Source organism: Flavobacterium flavigenum (assembly GCF_027111255.2).
In the GTDB taxonomy this organism is placed as follows: Bacteria; Bacteroidota; Bacteroidia; order Flavobacteriales; family Flavobacteriaceae; genus Flavobacterium; species Flavobacterium flavigenum.
Genome location: NZ_CP114285.2, coordinates 693,043 through 711,216 on the forward strand (window position 1 = coordinate 693,043; position 18,174 = coordinate 711,216).

At 33.2% G+C, this 18,174-nt stretch carries 14 protein-coding genes; 4 read left to right on the forward strand and 10 right to left on the reverse strand.

Annotated elements, in window-relative coordinates; genetic code table 11:
• Positions 1 to 61: 61 nt before the first annotated feature.
• The 7 genes from acs to OZP09_RS02505 form a co-directional block, all read right to left on the reverse strand.
• Positions 62 to 1,972, reverse strand: a complete 1,911-nt coding sequence (gene acs / locus OZP09_RS02475; RefSeq protein WP_281310224.1) for an acetate--CoA ligase — start codon at positions 1,970 to 1,972, stop codon at positions 62 to 64.
• Positions 1,973 to 2,454: 482 nt separating this feature from the next.
• Positions 2,455 to 3,924: a ketol-acid reductoisomerase gene (gene ilvC / locus OZP09_RS02480; RefSeq protein ID WP_281310225.1), complete on the reverse strand. Its 1,470-nt coding sequence runs from the start codon at positions 3,922 to 3,924 to the stop codon at positions 2,455 to 2,457.
• A 50-nt stretch (positions 3,925 to 3,974) separates the two neighbouring features.
• Positions 3,975 to 4,499 carry an acetolactate synthase small subunit gene (gene ilvN / locus OZP09_RS02485; RefSeq protein ID WP_223678617.1) on the reverse strand — a complete coding sequence of 175 codons (525 nt, stop codon included), beginning with the start codon at positions 4,497 to 4,499 and terminating at the stop codon, positions 3,975 to 3,977.
• Positions 4,500 to 4,505: 6 nt separating this feature from the next.
• Positions 4,506 to 6,194 (reverse strand): biosynthetic-type acetolactate synthase large subunit, encoded by a 1,689-nt coding sequence (ilvB, locus tag OZP09_RS02490; RefSeq protein WP_269236366.1) that lies wholly within the window; start codon positions 6,192 to 6,194, stop codon positions 4,506 to 4,508.
• A gap of 63 nt (positions 6,195 to 6,257) precedes the next feature.
• On the reverse strand, positions 6,258 to 7,931 hold the full coding sequence (ilvD, locus tag OZP09_RS02495) for a dihydroxy-acid dehydratase (protein WP_281310226.1): 1,674 nt from the start codon (positions 7,929 to 7,931) through the stop codon (positions 6,258 to 6,260).
• A gap of 272 nt (positions 7,932 to 8,203) precedes the next feature.
• Positions 8,204 to 9,322, reverse strand: a complete 1,119-nt coding sequence (gene leuB, locus OZP09_RS02500; RefSeq protein ID WP_269236367.1) for a 3-isopropylmalate dehydrogenase — start codon at positions 9,320 to 9,322, stop codon at positions 8,204 to 8,206.
• Between the two features lie 42 nt (positions 9,323 to 9,364).
• Complete coding sequence (locus OZP09_RS02505; protein WP_269236368.1) at positions 9,365 to 10,540, reverse strand: 2-isopropylmalate synthase; 1,176 nt, start codon at positions 10,538 to 10,540, stop codon at positions 9,365 to 9,367.
• Between the two features lie 154 nt (positions 10,541 to 10,694).
• Here OZP09_RS02505 and OZP09_RS02510 point away from each other — a divergent pair, with 154 nt between their 5' ends.
• Positions 10,695 to 12,239 (forward strand): hypothetical protein, encoded by a 1,545-nt coding sequence (locus OZP09_RS02510; protein WP_223678622.1) that lies wholly within the window; start codon positions 10,695 to 10,697, stop codon positions 12,237 to 12,239.
• Positions 12,240 to 12,500: 261 nt separating this feature from the next.
• Here OZP09_RS02510 and OZP09_RS02515 read toward each other — a convergent pair whose 3' ends face one another.
• The 3 genes from OZP09_RS02515 to OZP09_RS02525 form a co-directional block, all read right to left on the reverse strand.
• The gene (locus OZP09_RS02515) at positions 12,501 to 13,301 is read right to left on the reverse strand and encodes an ABC transporter substrate-binding protein (protein ID WP_269236369.1); all 801 of its coding nucleotides are present in this window, start codon (positions 13,299 to 13,301) and stop codon (positions 12,501 to 12,503) included.
• A gap of 69 nt (positions 13,302 to 13,370) precedes the next feature.
• On the reverse strand, positions 13,371 to 14,198 hold the full coding sequence (gene pyrF / locus OZP09_RS02520; RefSeq protein ID WP_281310227.1) for an orotidine-5'-phosphate decarboxylase: 828 nt from the start codon (positions 14,196 to 14,198) through the stop codon (positions 13,371 to 13,373).
• Between the two features lie 110 nt (positions 14,199 to 14,308).
• Positions 14,309 to 16,489 (reverse strand): DUF5723 family protein, encoded by a 2,181-nt coding sequence (locus tag OZP09_RS02525; protein ID WP_269236370.1) that lies wholly within the window; start codon positions 16,487 to 16,489, stop codon positions 14,309 to 14,311.
• 224 nt (positions 16,490 to 16,713) lie between these two features.
• Between OZP09_RS02525 and OZP09_RS02530 the strand changes: the two genes are divergently transcribed.
• The 3 genes from OZP09_RS02530 to OZP09_RS02540 all read left to right on the forward strand — a co-directional run bounded on the left by OZP09_RS02530 (position 16,714) and on the right by OZP09_RS02540 (position 18,067).
• Complete coding sequence (locus OZP09_RS02530) at positions 16,714 to 16,899, forward strand: CsbD family protein (protein ID WP_223678626.1); 186 nt, start codon at positions 16,714 to 16,716, stop codon at positions 16,897 to 16,899.
• A 147-nt stretch (positions 16,900 to 17,046) separates the two neighbouring features.
• Positions 17,047 to 17,598, forward strand: a complete 552-nt coding sequence (locus OZP09_RS02535) for a helix-turn-helix domain-containing protein (protein WP_269236371.1) — start codon at positions 17,047 to 17,049, stop codon at positions 17,596 to 17,598.
• Between the two features lie 19 nt (positions 17,599 to 17,617).
• Entirely contained in the window at positions 17,618 to 18,067 is a 450-nt protein-coding gene (locus OZP09_RS02540; RefSeq protein WP_223678628.1) for a response regulator, read from the forward strand.
• Positions 18,068 to 18,174 lie beyond the last annotated feature (107 nt).

Below are 18,174 nucleotides of genomic sequence, written 5' to 3' on the forward strand. Positions count from 1 at the left end.
AAAAAAAGAAAGCCGTTTCAAATTGAAACGGCTTTCTTTTGCAAATATTATTTTAAATAGATTAAGAAATTCTTTCATTCATAATACCTTCAACAACTTCAGGATTTAATAAAGTTGAAGTATCTCCAAAATTAGAAAAATCTCCCTCAGCTATTTTACGCAAAATTCTACGCATAATTTTACCGGAACGCGTTTTTGGTAATCCGGAAACAAACTGAATTTTATCCAATTTAGCAATTGGCCCAATGTGATCCGCAATATACTGATTGATTTCTTTTGCTAAATTTTCTTTATTTCTGACTTCACCTGTTTCTTTTAAAATGACGTAACCATATAAAGCATTACCTTTTATATCATGCGGGAAGCCTACAATGGCTGATTCAGCAACAGCAGGATGTTCGTTTATCGCATCTTCAATAGGAGCAGTTCCCAGATTATGTCCGGATACAATAACAACATCATCTACTCTTCCTGTAATTCTATAATATCCAACTTCATCTCTTAATGCACCATCTCCCGTAAAGTATTTACCCGGAAAAGCAGAGAAATAAGTTTTTTTATAACGCTCATGATCTCCCCAGATGGTTCTGGCAATTCCAGGCCATGGAAATTTAATACATAAACTCCCAACTACCTGATTACCTTCAATTTCGTTACGCTTATCATCCATCAAAACTGGCTGAATTCCTGGTAAAGGCAATGTTGCATAAGTAGGTTTTGTTGGTGTTACGAAAGCAATTGGAGAAATCATGATTCCACCTGTTTCTGTTTGCCACCATGTATCTACAACAGGACATCTCTTGTCTCCAACGTGATCATTAAACCAGTGCCACGCCTCTTCGTTGATTGGCTCTCCTACAGAACCAATCACTTTAAGTGATTTTAAAGGATATTTTTGAATATAGTCAAGACTTTCTTTAGCCAAAGAACGAATTGCTGTCGGAGCAGTATAAAATTGTGTTATTTTATGTTTCTCAATAATTTCCCAGAAACGGCTAAAATCCGGATACGAAGGAACTCCTTCAAAAATTACAGTTGTACCTCCATTCAATAACGGTCCATATAAAATATAGGAATGTCCGGTAATCCATCCGATATCTGCAGTACACCAAAAAATATCATTTTCTTCGTGACTGAAAACATTTTTAAAAGTATAAGCTGTATATACCATATATCCAGCTGTTGTATGCACCATACCTTTTGGTTTTCCTGTAGATCCTGAAGTATATAAAATAAACAAAGGATCTTCTGCATCCATGATTTCGGCTACGTTATAATCAAGGGCTGCATCTAACAAAGGCTGTAACCAAACATCACGGCCATCCTGCATTTTTATTTCAGTCTCTGTTCTTTTTACAACTAAAACTTTAGAAACCGATGGACAGCTTTCCAACGCTTCATCCACTATTCCTTTAAGATCAATCGTTTTATTTCCTCTGTAGCCACCATCAGAAGTAATCACCATTTTACATTCACTGTCATTAATTCTTGCAGAAACTGCTGAAGCTGAAAATCCTGCAAAAATAACAGAATGTATTGCTCCAATTCTGGCACATGCTAAAACTGCTACAGCGAGTTCGGGAATCATTGGTAAATAAATGCAAACTCTATCCCCTTTGGTTACGCCCTGCTCACGCAAAACATTAGCCATTTTTGAAACTCTTTCATATAGTTCATTATAGGTAATGTGTATTGCTTCCTCAGAAGGATTGTTCGGTTCGAATATTATTGCTGTTTTTTCTCCTCTTTTACTCAAATGTCTGTCAATACAATTCTTTGTAATATTAACTTTGGCCTCTGTAAACCATTTTACTTCTGCTTCAGCCATGTTAAAATCAACAACTTTTTCCCATTGCTGGTACCATGTAAAGTTTTCTTCAGCAATTTTACCCCAAAACTTTCTTGGCTCTCTTATTGACTTATTGTAATGTTTAAAATATTGTTCTAAATTTTCAATTTTATAATAACTCATAGTTGTTGTAATTTTTTTATAAATGTATTAAATAACAACGTATTCTTAAAATTATTTAATTCATAAATTTTATCAAAAAAAAACAAATCATAAAAAAAACACATCGATTTAATGAATTTAATATAAAAAATAAAGTTTTAATCAAAAAAACATATTACAAAAAAAGGTATGATATATAAATATCACACCTTTTAATTTTAACAATTTCAATAACAATTAATTTTTTGACCACCTATTTCATGTATAAAAATAGCCAACAACATTATTAATTATAACAGAAACTTCTACAAGTATATATACTAAAACATAATAAATAAGATTAGGGATTACTTCACTTAACCCTTTATTAATTCGAGTTAAGTGAATGTAACATGCGCCATATCTGTTATTATCTTAATAAGTGCTTACTAATTCAAAATATTATATAAAACTAAGATACAGTGCAAAATCCCAACACACAAACGTGGTGTGTAATATTTATATTATCCTATTTTTTTCATTGCAGTCATAGACTCTCTTAGCCAAGCTCCTACTTCTTCGATAGGATGCTGGCGAATTTCTTTATTTACAGCAATCAAAACAGCATTATCTACTGCGTTTGAAGTTGAAAATGGCTTACCAATAATATTTGTTTCTACTTTTTTCATGAACTCAGTCAATAATGGCTTACATGCATGATCAAATAAATAACAACCATATTCTGCAGTATCAGAAATTACACGGTTCATTTCGAATAATTTCTTTCTTGCAATTGTGTTTGCAATTAATGGCAACTCATGTAATGACTCATAATATGCTGATTCTTCGATGATACCTGCTTCTGTCATAGTTTCGAAAGCTAATTCAACTCCAGCTTTAACCATTGCAATCATTAATACCCCATTATCAAAATATTCCTGCTCAGAGATTGGAGCTTCTTGTGGAGCTGTTTTTTCGAAGTTAGTTTCTCCGGTTGCAGCTCTCCATTTTAACAAATTAACATCATCATTAGCCCAGTCAATCATCATTGTTCTTGAGAACTCCCCAGAAATAATATCATCCTGGTGTTTTTGGAACAACGGACGCATGATATCTTTCAATTCTTCAGCTAATTCATAAGCTTCAATTTTTGAAGGATTATTTAAACGATCCATCATATTTGTAATACCTCCGTGTTTCAAAGCTTCTGTAATAGTCTCCCAACCATACTGGATTAATTTTGAAGCATACGCAGCATCAATTCCTTTTTCAACCATTTTATCAAAACATAAAATAGATCCAGTCTGCAACAATCCGCAAAGGATTGTTTGCTCACCCATTAAGTCTGATTTTACTTCAGCAACGAAAGATGATCTCAAAACTCCTGCTCTGTGTCCTCCTGTTGCAACCGCATAAGCTTTTGCCTGGTCCAAACCTAAACCGTTTGGATCATTTTCAGGGTGAACAGCAATAAGAGTCGGTACACCAAAGCCTCTTTTATATTCTTCACGTACTTCAGAACCTGGACATTTAGGCGCACACATAATTACAGTGATGTCTTTACGAATTTGCATTCCCTCTTCAACGATGTTAAATCCGTGAGAATATGCTAAAGTAGATCCTTGCTTCATTAATGGCATAATGGCAGTTACCACAGCAGTATGTTGTTTGTCCGGAGTTAAGTTACAAACTAAATCAGCAGTTGGGATTAATTCTTCATAAGTACCTACTTTAAATCCATTTTCAGTAGCATTTTTAAAAGAAGCTCTTTTTTCAGCAATTGCATCTGCACGTAAAGCATAAGAAATATCAAGACCTGAATCTCTCATATTTAAACCTTGATTCAAACCTTGTGCTCCGCAACCTACGATTACGACTTTTTTTCCTGCTAACGCATCTATCCCATTTGCAAATTCAGATTGCTCCATAAATTCGCAAACCCCTAATTGTTCTAATTGTAATCTAAGTGGTAATGTGTTGAAATAATTGGCCATTTTTTTTTAATATTTAATATGTATGATGTTTAAATTTGAATGCTTTTTAACTATTTTAATTCATTTAATAATAACGATGAAATTTCCATTTTTTCTTTGGAAACAGAAATTCTTCCAGAACGTACAAACTGCATAATTCCGTAAGGTTTAAATTTGGCGTATAATTCTTCAATTTCAGAGCGTCTGCCTGATTTAGAAATCACAAAAAAATCACGGGAAACAGTCACTATTGTAGATTGACTTTCTTTAATAATATTCTGAATTTGTTTTTCATCAAATAATAAACTTGAAGCTATTTTAAACAATGCGTTTTCTAAATAAATTGTTTCTTCATCTGTATGATAAAATGCTTTGATAACTTCAATTTGTTTTTCGATTTGTCCAACAATGTTTTTAACCCATTTCTCTGTGGTTTCAACTACAATAATAAATCTCGAAACATTTTCTATTTCTGATTCTGAAACGTTTAAACTTAATATATTGATGTGACGTTTTAAGAATATTCCTGATATCCTATTAAGCAAACCCACATTGTTCTCTGAATATACCGATATGGTAAATGTTTTTTCTTCCATGTCTTTTTAACTTAATCTGATCTCTGAAACACAAGCTCCCGTTGGAATCATCGGAAACACATTATTTTCTTTTTCTACCATAACTTCAAGGAAATACGATTCTTTTGAAGCAAGCATTTCTGCAACAGCTTCATCCAGTTCTTCTCTCTTAGTTACTTTTCTTGATTTAATGTAATACCCTTCTGCAATAGCGCAGAAGTTTGGATTAATCATTACTGTAGAAGCATATCTGTAGTCAAAAAACAATTCCTGCCACTGACGCACCATACCAAGGAATTCATTGTTAAGTACAACGATTTTCACCGGAACTTTTGTCTGATGAATTGTACCCAGCTCCTGAATATTCATTTGAAAACCTCCGTCACCAATTACAGCAACAACCTCACGGTCTGGTCTTCCCATTTTAGCTCCAATAGCGGCTGGTAAAGCAAATCCCATTGTTCCTAATCCGCCAGAAGTAACATTACTCTTAGTTGTATTGAATTTGGTATAACGGCAGGCAAACATTTGATGCTGACCTACGTCAGAAACCATTATCGCATCTCCTTTTGAATGTTTGTTAATCATTTCAATAGTTTCACCCATTGAAATACCTTTACCGTTCGTTGGAGCTAACTCCTCATTAATAACGGCATCACATTCAATTTTATATTTTTCTTTGAATTCATTATGCCATTCTGAATGTGATTTTTTATCAATTAACGGAATTAAAGCCGTCAATGCTTCTTTCACATCAGCTAAAACTGCAACTTCGGTTTTTACGTTTTTATCTATTTCTGCAGGGTCAATTTCAAAGTGAATTACTTTTGCCTGTTTTGCATAAGTTGCTAATTTTCCGGTAACACGGTCATCAAAACGCATTCCCAATGCAATTAAAACATCACATTCGTTAGTTAAAAGATTCGGACCGTAATTACCATGCATACCTACCATTCCTACGTTTAAAGGATGATCAGTTGGCAATGCTGAAAGGCCTAAAATAGTCCATGCAGCAGGGATTCCTGATTTCTCAATTAACCTTTTTAATTGTTCTTCAGCTTCACTTAATATAATACCTTGTCCAAAAACAATAAATGGTTTTTTTGCATTATTGATTAAATCAGCAGCTTCTTGTACTTTTTTACTATCCAATACCGGTTTTGGATGATAACTTCTAATTCCACTACATTTTTCATAACTAAACTCAAATTCATCAAATTGAGCATTTTTAGTAATATCAATTAATACAGGTCCCGGACGACCAGAACGTGCAATGTAAAATGCTTTCGCAATAATTTCAGGAATTTCATGAGCTTCAGTAATCTGATAATTCCATTTAGTTACCGGAGTTGAAATTCCGATAATATCAGTTTCCTGAAACGCATCTGATCCAAGTAAATGTTTTCCCACCTGACCAGTGATGCAAACCATGGGTGTTGAATCAATTTGAGCATCTGCAATACCAGTTACTAAATTAGTTGCTCCCGGTCCTGAAGTTGCAATTGCAACCCCTACTTTTCCCGTAGCTCTTGCAAAACCTTGCGCTGCATGTGCTGCCCCTTGTTCATGACGTACTAAAACATGGTGCAATTGATCCTGAAATTTATATAATTCGTCGTAAACTGGCATGATAGCACCTCCCGGGTAACCATAAACCAAGTCAACTCCTTCTGCTAATAAACATCTAATAACGGCTTCTGCCCCTGATATTTTCATTTGTTTTATTTTTAAATCCCTTATATCTATCATCAAAAGATTTAAGAGATAGTTTTTATTAAATTATTTGTCGGTAACACATCCATGAGAGGCACTGGAGACCGAACGCATATATTTAAGTAAAACTCCTTGTGTAATTCCGTTTTCTGGTCTCTTCCAGTTAGCTTTTCTTTTTGCTAACTCTTCATCAGAAACTTTCATATTTATAGTGTTATTTACAGCATCAATTGTAATAACATCACCATTTTTTATTAATGCAATTCCACCGCCTTCATAAGCTTCCGGAGTTACGTGTCCTACCACAAAACCGTGTGAACCTCCAGAGAAACGTCCGTCAGTAATTAAAGCTACAGTACTTCCTAAACCAGCACCCATAATGGCAGATGTTGGTTTTAACATCTCCGACATACCCGGACCACCTTTTGGACCGCAGTAACGAATAATCACTACGTTTCCTGGTTTAACTTCACCCGCTTGTATTCCTCTGATTACATCTTTTTCACCTTCAAAAACTACAGCTGTACCTTCAAAAAATTCTCCTTCTTTACCACTAATTTTAGCTACACAACCTTCTGTAGCGATATTTCCGTAAAGAATCTGAATATTACCGGTTGATTTTAATGCTTTTGAAATTTCAAAAACTACTTGCTGACCGTCATGCAAATCAGGCACTGAAGCTAAGTTTTCAGCAATTGTTTTTCCTGTTACAGTTAAACAGTCTCCATGTAAGAAACCTTCTTTTAATAAATATTTCATTACACCTGGAACACCACCTACATTGTGTAAGTCTTCCATCAAGTATTTACCACTTGGTTTCAAGTCGGCTAATAATGGTGTTTTATCACTGATATCCTGGAAATCTTTTAATGTCAATTCAATACCTACTGAGTGCGCCATTGCAATTAAGTGCATAACCGCATTTGTAGAACCACCTAAAACAGCCACCATCGTAATTGCATTTTCGAATGCTTTACGAGTCATAATATCTCTAGGCTTAATATCTTTTTCTAATAATATCCTGATGGCTTTACCGGCATCAACACATTCTTGTTTCTTTTCAGGACTTAAAGCAGGATTAGAAGAACTGTAAGGCAAACTCATTCCTAATGCTTCAATCGCTGATGACATAGTGTTAGCCGTGTACATTCCACCACATGCGCCTGCACCAGGGCAAGCATTTTGAATAACTCCTTTAAAATCTTCAGGAGTAATTGTATTCTTAATTTTTTTACCTAAAGCCTCAAAAGCAGAAACTATATTCAAATCCTCCCCTTTCCATTTTCCCGGGTGAATAGAGCCTCCATACACCATAATAGATGGACGATTTACTCTACCCATAGCCATTAAAGCACCAGGCATATTTTTATCACAACCAGGAACCGCAATCATACCATCGTACCATTGTGCACCCATTACAGTTTCAATAGAATCTGCGATTACATCACGGGAAACCAAAGAAAAACGCATCCCGTCATTACCATTAGAAATACCATCACTAACACCGATAGTGTTAAAAATCAAACCGACCAAATCAGCATCCCAGACCCCTCTCTTAATATCTTTAGCCAGGTCGTTTAAGTGCATGTTACACGGATTTCCGTCATAACCCATACTCACAATTCCTACCTGCGCTTTTTTAAGATCCTCTTCTGTCAAACCAATTCCGTAGAACATTGCCTGTGAAGCTGGTTGAGTTTCATCTTGCGTGATTGTTTTGCTGTACTTGTTTAATTCCATTATGTATTATTTGTAATTTTCTAAATTTTATTCTTAAAAAAAACCTCCCAACTATGTGGGAGGCTATAATATATATTTTCAATTATATTTATATCATTCCCTATGCAGATGTGCTATACACATTGACAATAATGACAGAAGTAATAATAATTGAGATTTGCATCATTTATTTTTTGATGCCACAAAAGTAGTAAAACTGATGCGATCAAAAAAACAAAAACTCAACATTTTAAACTCTTCTTGTTAATTATTGCATTATTTAACAAAAAATATTAAACAATCGTAGATTGTCCGAGATGAACGTTGTCATTATTAAAATATAGTAAATCGTCTTTGCTAAAAATAAAGTTAGAAACAAACTCTCCAACCTCATTAGTCCCAAATTTTGAATCAGCTCTTAAATCTATTGTTACTACCTTAAATTCAATCGCTTTTTCTACTGCCTTGTAAATCACATTTGCTTCCTTAGACAACCCAAAATGTTCTAACAACATTGCTGCTGATAAAATAGAAGCTATTGGGTTAGCAATATTTTTACCTTTTGCCTGAGGATAAGAACCGTGAATAGGTTCAAAAAGTGCATTTTTTTCTCCTAACGAAGCAGAAGCCAATAAACCAATAGATCCGGTAATTACACTGGCTTCATCAGATAAAATATCCCCAAATAAATTCTCTGTCAAAATCACATCAAATTGTTTCGGATTCAAAATCAGCTGCATTGCGGCATTATCTACAAATAAAAAGTCTAAAACTACATCCGGATAGCTTTCGCTAACTTTCTGCACAACTTTTCTCCACAGTCTTGAGGTTTCCAGAACATTGGCTTTATCAACCATAGTCAGCTTTTTACGTCGGTTTTGAGCCGATTTAAAAGCCAAATGCGCAATTCTTGTAATTTCTTCTTCTGAATACTCACATAAATCCGAAGCATGCGTTCCTTCTTCATTTAAGGATTTTGCTCCAAAATAAGCACCACCTGTTAATTCTCTGAAAATAGTAAAATCAGCACCTTCAATGATTTCTCTTTTTAAAGGAGAAGATTCGATCAGTGATTTATAAGGTTTAATTGGACGTATATTAGCAAATAAACCAAGTGCTTTACGAAGTTTTAGTAATCCTTGCTCAGGACGAACTTTTGCATTTGGATTATTATCATATTTAGGATCACCGATTGCCCCAAACAAAACCGCGTCAGTGTTTAGACAAAGATTTAATGTTTGTTCTGGCAGTGGATTTCCTGTCTTATCAATAGCAATTGCCCCCATGAGAGCTTCTTCAAACACAAATTCGTGATTATACACTTCGCCAATTGCATACAATGCTTTTTTAGCTTGTGCAATTACCTCCGGTCCAATTCCGTCTCCTGGTAAAACTGCTATTTTCAAATTCATAATGCCTCGTTCTTTATGTATTTAAAATCTGATTTTTTCTAATTAACTTCTTATTAAATCTCCCTGGATTTTGGAAGCTTCAATGATCTGATGAATATCTTCGTCTAAAACTTCTTTTTTAATGTCAGCAAATTTCAAAAACTCAATATATATAGTATCCAATTGTGTTTTAGTAAGTTCATAACCTACTTTTTTGGCTCTGTATGCCAAAGCTGCACGTCCGCTTCTTGCTGTCAAAATAATCGAAGATTCATTAACACCTACATCAAGTGGATCCATGATTTCATAAGTAGCTCTGTTTTTGATTACACCATCCTGGTGAATTCCGGAACTATGCGCAAATGCATTCGCCCCTACAATAGCTTTATTTGGCTGAACAATCATTCCCATACTTTCAGAAACCAAACGACTCATTTCATTTAATTCTCTTGTATTGATGTTTGTATCTAAGTTAAGATAAGGATGTTGTTTAAAAATCATCACCACTTCTTCAAGTGCTGTATTTCCGGCTCTTTCACCAATACCATTAATAGTACACTCAATTTGTCTTGCTCCGTTGATTGCTCCTGCAATTGAGTTGGCAGTTGCCATTCCTAAATCATTATGACAGTGGCATGAAAGAATTACATTCTCAATACCTTTTACGTTTTCTTTTAAATATTTGATTTTTGCCCCATACTCTTCAGGCAGACAATATCCGGTTGTATCCGGAATATTTAATACAGTTGCTCCTGATTTTATTACCTCTTCACAAACTTTTGCAAGGAAAGCATTATCAGTTCTACCTGCATCTTCTGCGTAAAATTCTACATCTTCAACATATGATTTTGCATGAGAAACGGCAGCTTTTGCTCTGGCGATAATATCTTCTGGTGTGGTATTTAATTTATGGAGTATGTGAGATTCTGAAGTTCCGATTCCAGTATGAATCCTAGGTCTTTTAGCATGCTTTAAGGCAGCAGCCGCAACATCAATGTCGTTTTTTACAGCTCTTGTAAGCCCGCAGACCGTTGCATTTTCTACAATTTTACAAATCTCAGAGACCGATAAAAAATCGCCCGGACTTGACACAGGAAAACCTGCTTCGATGATATCAACTCCCATTTTGTCTAGTCGTTCTGCAATAACCAATTTTTGATTGGTATCTAACTTACATCCTGGGACCTGTTCTCCATCACGCAAAGTGGTGTCAAAAATTTGAACTTTCTCTCTATTCATATTCATTTATTTAATGTAATTTCACATCTTGAAACAAATATATATTGTACTTCTTAAGTACGAAATTCATTTTAATGGAATTATACTGTTTATAAAACAATTTAAAAGTATTTAACGTACTAAAAACCAATAAATTACATTATTATATTTTACAATGGCTAACCATCAAAAAGATTTCTTATTTGTACTGATTAAGTCACTTTCTAAATCTGAAAAAAGACAGTTTAAAATTTTTGCAAGCCGTTTAGAAACGAGTTCAAATACTAAATTCATTGAATTATTTAATATTTTGGATAAGTCTGAAACTTATGATGAAAAGCTTATTTTAAAAAGCGGAATCATCAAAAAAGTTCAGTTATCTAACTTAAAATCCTATTTATACAAACAGATCCTGGTTAGTATCCGCTTAAATATTCCCAGCCAGAATATTCGATATCAACTACGTGAGCAAATAGACTTTGCTGTTATTCTATATAATAAAGGGTTATATAAACAAAGCTTGAAAATTTTGGATAAAACTAAAATGATAGCCCTCGAAAATGATGAAAAATACATGGCCTATGAAATTGTTGAATTCGAAAAGTTAATCGAATCACAATATATCACAAGGAGTATCCAGGGACGTGCTGATGAGTTGGTTATTCAGGCTAAAGAACTAAATTATCGAAATACAATTTCAAGCAAATTATCCAATTTGTCATTACAGCTATACGGAATTATGCTAAAAACCGGTTACGTAAAAAACGATGAGGAATACAAATATATAGATGACTATTTCAACAAACATATTTCAAAATTAGACGAAAGCAAATTTGGCTTCCGCGAAAAATATTGGTTTTATAATGCCAATTTGTGGCGCAGTTTCCTTGTTCAGGATTTTCTTGCGAGTTATAAATATGCTTATAAATGGGTAAGATTATTTTATGACAACCCAAATATGATTTACCAGAATCCTGTATTTTTTCTAAAAGGGAATCACTACTTTTTAGAATCACTTTATATGCTGAAATACAAATCAAATTTCAAAAAATACCTAACGCTTTTGGAAGAAACAATTCAGGATCCAAGGTTTCCTGTTAATGACAACATTGCGTCGCTATCTTTTTTATACATCTATAACAATAAACTCAACTATCATATTTTGGAAGGAACTTTCGCCGAAAGCGAATATTTGATTCCTGAGATTTTAGAAAAAATTAAAATTCACAGCGAACATCTTGATGAACATCACGAAATGTTGTTTTTTTACAAAATTGCCTCTATCTATTTTGGAAACGAAAAATACAATGAGTCCATTTATTATCTTGACAAAATAATCAACAATAAAAACCTGACGATGCGCGAAGATTTAATGTGCTTTGCCAGACTCTTGTCATTAATTGCACATTATGAATTAGGAAAAGATTATTATCTGGAAAACCATCTTAAAAGCACCTACAAATTTCTATTGAAGATGAATGATTTACATGAGGTCCAGAAAGAAATCATTAAATTTATGAGAAACTTAAATAATTTTTATCCTGCCGATATTAAAAAGGAATTCATCAAAATGAGGGAACGATTTATCGAATTAGAAAAAAACACTTACGAAAAAAGAGCTTTCCTGTATTTAGATATAATTTCGTGGCTGGAAAGCAAAATTGAAAACCGTAAAATTGCTGATATAATAAAGGAAAAAGCAAAACTTTACAGTCGCTAATTAAATCGATAATTATATATTAAAAATCTTAACTTAAGTCCAACAAAGTAATAACAAAACCTTAACAGCAAAAGAAAGATATATATCAGACCTTTGTAATGTAATAAACTGGTTATTTATTATTTTGGTTTTGGTTAGTTAAATGATGCCGGCATCTTCGAGATTGCCGGCATTTTTTTTATATTTAAATTCCAGATAAAAAATCCAAATCCCAACCTTATTGAGTTGAAATTTGGATTTTGGAATTTTAAATATTGAAGTTTAATTTCTAAGTCTTTCGTGGAGTAATTTAAAATACGAAAAAGCTTTTAATAATCTGCTTCCATGCCAGGAAAACATTTCGCCATCAACAAAAATGGTTTTGGCGTGATGAGTGAAACGTCCTAGTTCAAAAGCATCTTCTTCTTTGAAAGGGTAAGGCTCAGAAGAAAGAAAAACCAAATCAGGATCACCTTCCAAGCGCATTTTTTTTAGTTCAACTTCAGGGTAACGACCTTTATCGCCGTAGATATTTACAAAATGATTCAGCTTTAATAATTCATCAATATAAGTATCATTACCGGCCACCATATATGGATTTTTCCAGATAAAATAGGCCGCTTTTTTGATTTCAATATCCTGAACGTATTTTTTAAAATCGCTTAAAGCGAAAGTTAACTTATCATTCCATTTTTGAGCTTCAGTCCGGCAGTTAAAAAGCTGCCCAAAATCTGAGATCATTTGAAAATTATCCTCAACAGAAACAATATTCGTTACCCAAACAGGACAGATTTCACTCAACCGTTCCACAATATCAGCAGTGTTTTCTTCTTTATTACAGATAACAATATCAGGCTGCAGTAACTTTATCTTTTCAAAATGAATCTTTTTGGTCCCGCCTACAATTTTCTTTGTGGATTTTAAATGATACGGATGCACACAAAACTTGGTAATTCCAATAATTTTTTCTTCTAAGCCTAAATCATATAATAATTCAGTTTGAGAAGGTACTAATGAGACAATACGCCTTGGAGCTGTTTCAAAAGAGTGCAAAGTACCTATTTGATCTATTAATTGTTTCATGTTCAGGTTGCTTCTTGTTTAAAGTTTGTAGATTGTGAATTCTAACACCGGTTTCACAAATTAAAACTTTTAAACCTTAAACTTTAAACTAAGAATTTCTTCCATTTCCTGCTGTACTTTCAAAGCCTCTTCCCTCGCTTTTTCAGCAAAATCAGTTCCATTTGAAGCATAAATAATTGCTCTGGCAGAATTTACAAGCAAACCAACCTTCTCATTCATTCCATATTTACAAACTTCAGACAAACTTCCGCCCTGAGCACCAATTCCGGGAACCAGTAAAAAACTATCGGGTACTATTTTCCTAATTTCAGTAAAATACTCCGCTTTAGTAGCGCCCACAACATACATCAGATTATGACTGTTTTTCCATTCTTTAGAAGTCTCTAAAACTTGTTTGTATAATAGTTTTCCGTTAATATCTAAAGTTTGAAAATCAAATGCTCCTTCGTTTGAAGTCAAAGCCAGCATTATAGTGTGTTTATTTTCAAAAGCCAGAAAAGGTTCAACAGAGTCTTTTCCCATATAAGGAGCTACCGTTACACTGTCAAAGTTCAAATCTTCAAAAAATGCTTTTGCATACATACTTGAAGTATTTCCTATATCGCCACGTTTAGCATCAGCAATCGTAAAAATTTCAGGAAATTTTTCATTTATATAATTAATTGTTTTTTGAAGTGAAATCCAGCCTTTTATTCCATACGCTTCAAAAAAAGCTGTATTAGGTTTATACCCCACAGTCAAATCATGGGTAGCATCAATTATGGCCTTATTGAACTCAAAAATAGGATCTTCGGTCTCTAATAAATGTTGAGGAATTTTGTTTAAATCAGGATCCAGCCCAACGCATAAAAATGATTTTTTTTGAAGTATTTGTTGGTGCAGTTGTTGTGTAGTCATTGGTATTTTTTTAGTTTTTCAATTCAAAAAACGATTTTTTAGAAAGTATGCAAAAATAAAAAAAGCCACTCAATTAAGAATGGCTTTTAGTATTTATATTTCGATCAGAATTAGAAATTGCCTAAATAAACAATTTCTGTTCTTCTGTTTGCTGCTCTTCCTGCAGCAGTTTTATTAGATTTAACTGGTTTTGAAGCTCCAAAACCTTGTGAAGTTAAATTAGCAGGATTTACTCCTTTTTCAATTAAAGCATCCATAATAACTTTTGCTCTTTCTTCAGATAATTTTTGATTTGCCTTAGCGTTACCTACATTATCAGTATGACCATAAATGGCAAATTTTGCGTTTGGATAGTTTTTCAAAATTTCTTTAATTGCATCAAGCCTTCCTGAAGTTTCTACCTTCTTAGCATCACTTAAGATAGCCTTACCAGATGTAAAGAAGATAGATTTTGCCTCAACCTGTAATTGAGCCAAAGTAGCTTTACTAACTTCAGGACAACCTTTATTTTCTGCTGGACCTGCAACTAATGGACAATCATCAACGTTATCAGCAACTCCATCTTTATCAGTATCTAAAACCGGACATCCTTTGTTTTCTACTAAACCTGCAACATTAGGACAAGCATCATCTTTATCCAAAACTCCATCTCCGTCTGTATCAGGCCATGGGCAACCTTTATTTTCAACTGGGCCTGCAACTGTTGGGCATGCATCAACATTATCTAATAATGTATCTCCGTCACTATCTTTCCATGGGCAGCCTTTGTTTTCAACAGGACCGGCAACATCCGGACAAGCATCATCTTTATCAAAAACTTTGTCACCATCAGTGTCTGGCCAAGGACAACCATTGTTTTCAATTGGCCCAGCTACTTTTTTACAAGAATCTTGTTTATCTATTACCCCATCCTGATCTCTGTCTTTAAATTTCTTTTGGTAAACCGGAATTTTAATCCCAACGTAAAAATCAGCTGCTTTTGATTCTTTAGAAACTAAATTAGAAACAATTGATCCTGAGCCAACAAATAAAGTACCTACACGTAATCCTGTACCCACTTGAGTTCCACTATATTCCATCCACGTAACAGGAACGTAAAAACTAAACCATCTGCTTTCGTATCGAGGTGCCAAACTTACTCTGTTAGCAATATTGGTCGCATTTAATTTTGTATTTGAAACCATACTGATATCTCCATTAAGATTCAGATAGAATTTATTATGGATATTCCAGTCAACATCAGCATGAAGTGCTGTAGGCAAATTTGTTTTTACTCCTTTTGAAGTTGATGTTTTAGTGTAATTGGCATTCAATAAATCGTATAAATTATCTGTATCGTCAATCATTTCCTGAGTAACTTGACCATCAATATCATAGGTGTCAAGTTTTGATTTTTTATAATTTATAGAGCCAATATCCGTAACAGACAGCCCAAAACGTACTTTGTATTTATTCAAATCCCTGAAATTATTATCAGCAGGTTTAGCTTTACTTAAATCATATTTATCATAATCCGGTCTCCATTCGTAAACCAAACCAAAATCAAAACCTACTCCGCTTGAATTAATATCAAATTCATAATCTTCATTAGCCTCCCAATCCTGGCTTCCACCTATAGTCATTTCTCCAGTTGTAATCAATTTACTGTTTTCCGGATTGATATCTTCTTGTAATGATGCAGTAGCATTCTTTCCTTGAATATATGCATTTCCAATACCTTGTAAATACTTAGCAGTTATACCACCCTTTAAAAAATGCTGACCATTTTGATATAAAACTGCAGCATAAGAAAGTCCTAATTCTCCCCATGCGTGTGCAGCTCCGTTTGGACTACCAGCATTAAGGTTAAAATTGCTTGAATGATCCAATCCATCTTTTACCTCGTCAACAAGACTACCATTAACATCTCTAAGATTTGTAATCGATCTTGCTCTGGTAAAAAGTGCCAATGTATGATTAGGCGCAATATTGAACATAAAAGACGGCCCCATAATATCCAGATTAACAATGGCACTATTTGCATTTGAAGGAGTCATTTTTGACTGACTATCAAAGTCATAACCATCTTTAAAAACGTCAAAAAGTTTAACCCCGTACAAGTCATTACTAACAGCACTACTGACAGAAAACAAATTTACATCTGTTTTAAAACGGGAATCGGCTATTGATGCAGGGTTAAAAAGCACACTTTGCACACCGGCATAATTATCATTAAAATAACCTAAATACGACTGTGCCGTAGCAACAGCAGACGTTAAAAAAATAAATAAAATGAGTAATTGTTTTTTCATTAAATTGGGGTTTTAAGTTTAATTGGCGGCAAAACTACAATAATAGATTTAAAAACAGGTTAACAAATCATTGAATCATATAACAACTTGTATTAATTATGTAGAAAATTATAGAATAGCGCTACAATAAATGCGAATTATAGAAGAGTTTGAAAAATTTATGTAACAAAACACAAAGAAAAGTTATTGAATTTTACATTATATAAATATTAAATAATAAAGTCATGAATAGTACAGAAATAAAAGGAAACTGGAACGAGCTAAAAGGAAAATTAAAACAAAAATATGCTGATTTGACTGATGACGATTTGCTATATGAAGAAGGAAAAGAAGATGAAATGTACGGAAGAATCCAGCAAAAATTAGGTAAAACAAAAGAGGAATGGAATGATATTGTATCAAATTTGTAAATCTCTTTCAACTTTCATAAATGCCGCTTAACTAAAATTAGGCGGTATTTTTTTGATTTTCAAAGTATAAAGCTTTAAAATTTCTGAATTAACATGAATTACTCAAAAACAAAATAAAATAGTTATCTTTAACCATATTTTTACAAAATGAAATTATTTATAAAATTTGATATTAATACAATTTGCACACTTTACCTAAAAGAAAAACTGGAAGAACAGAATTTGAATTTTTCTACTTTAGGATTTGGAGAAATTGAATTAGAAGATAATCTTACTACTGAAGCATTAGATGAGCTTAAAAATAATTTAGAGCCATTTGGTTTTGAAGTAGTTGAGAATCAAAAAAGCGTTTTGGTTCAAAAAATAAAGGATGCTATAATAGAATTGGTTTATACTGATGACAACAATAATTATAAAAGTTCAGCTTATCTTGCTGATAAATTAAACCACAGTTATGGTTACCTGTCAAATGTATTTTCCGAAGTAACGTATTCTTCTATTGAGAATTTTATAATCATTCAAAAAATTGAAAGAGCAAAACAGTTAATGATTGTAAACGAAATGAGTTTAACCGAAATTGCTTTTTTACTGAATTATTCGAGTGTTGCGCACTTAAGTACTCAGTTTAAAAATACAACAGGAATAACTCCTTCAGCATTCTTGAGAATTATTAAAAAGCGTAGAGAAAATTTAAAATAAAACCCAAATACCTTAATCAATGCAGAAAAACGCATTACACATTTTACTCGCCGACGACGACGAAGACGACAGACTTTTCTTTAAGGATGCTTTCGAAGAAGTAAAAGTACAAACCAAAGTCGAATTTGTTTTCGATGGTTTACAGTTAATGGAACATCTTATGAATCCGGATACTAAATTACCTGATATTTTATTTCTGGATTTGAACATGCCCAAAAAAACAGGTAAGGAATGTTTGATTGAAATAAAAAAGACAGAGCACCTGAAAAATCTGATAATTGCAATTTATTCAACATCTTCTTCAGATGAGGATATTGAAGACACATTTATTGAAGGTGCAAATATTTATATCAAAAAGCCAAGTGATTTTAATGCGCTTAAAAAAATTATTAATGAAGTTGTTACACTAAATTGGCATTATCATACATCAGGATTAAATCGTGATAATTTCTTATTAAGCCTTAAGTAATTACAATAATAATGAAATGGATTCCTAAGTTTAATTCCTCAAATTACTTGAGAGTTATTTTTATAATAGCTATTTTCATTTTAATTTTTCTTTCGTCAATAGCTTAC

Bases quoted from the DNA above. Each gene is read 5' to 3' on its own strand.
- acs (WP_281310224.1), bottom strand. From the start codon at position 1,972: ATGAGTTATTATAAAATTGAAAATTTAGAACAATATTTTAAACATTAC.
- ilvC (WP_281310225.1), bottom strand. From the start codon at position 3,924: ATGGCCAATTATTTCAACACATTACCACTTAGATTACAATTAGAACAA.
- ilvN (WP_223678617.1), bottom strand. From the start codon at position 4,499: ATGGAAGAAAAAACATTTACCATATCGGTATATTCAGAGAACAATGTG.
- ilvB (WP_269236366.1), bottom strand. From the start codon at position 6,194: ATGAAAATATCAGGGGCAGAAGCCGTTATTAGATGTTTATTAGCAGAA.
- ilvD (WP_281310226.1), bottom strand. From the start codon at position 7,931: ATGGAATTAAACAAGTACAGCAAAACAATCACGCAAGATGAAACTCAA.
- leuB (WP_269236367.1), bottom strand. From the start codon at position 9,322: ATGAATTTGAAAATAGCAGTTTTACCAGGAGACGGAATTGGACCGGAG.
- OZP09_RS02505 (WP_269236368.1), bottom strand. From the start codon at position 10,540: ATGAATAGAGAGAAAGTTCAAATTTTTGACACCACTTTGCGTGATGGA.
- OZP09_RS02510 (WP_223678622.1), top strand. From the start codon at position 10,695: ATGGCTAACCATCAAAAAGATTTCTTATTTGTACTGATTAAGTCACTT.
- OZP09_RS02515 (WP_269236369.1), bottom strand. From the start codon at position 13,301: ATGAAACAATTAATAGATCAAATAGGTACTTTGCACTCTTTTGAAACA.
- pyrF (WP_281310227.1), bottom strand. From the start codon at position 14,198: ATGACTACACAACAACTGCACCAACAAATACTTCAAAAAAAATCATTT.
- OZP09_RS02525 (WP_269236370.1), bottom strand. From the start codon at position 16,489: ATGAAAAAACAATTACTCATTTTATTTATTTTTTTAACGTCTGCTGTT.
- OZP09_RS02530 (WP_223678626.1), top strand. From the start codon at position 16,714: ATGAATAGTACAGAAATAAAAGGAAACTGGAACGAGCTAAAAGGAAAA.
- OZP09_RS02535 (WP_269236371.1), top strand. From the start codon at position 17,047: ATGAAATTATTTATAAAATTTGATATTAATACAATTTGCACACTTTAC.
- OZP09_RS02540 (WP_223678628.1), top strand. From the start codon at position 17,618: ATGCAGAAAAACGCATTACACATTTTACTCGCCGACGACGACGAAGAC.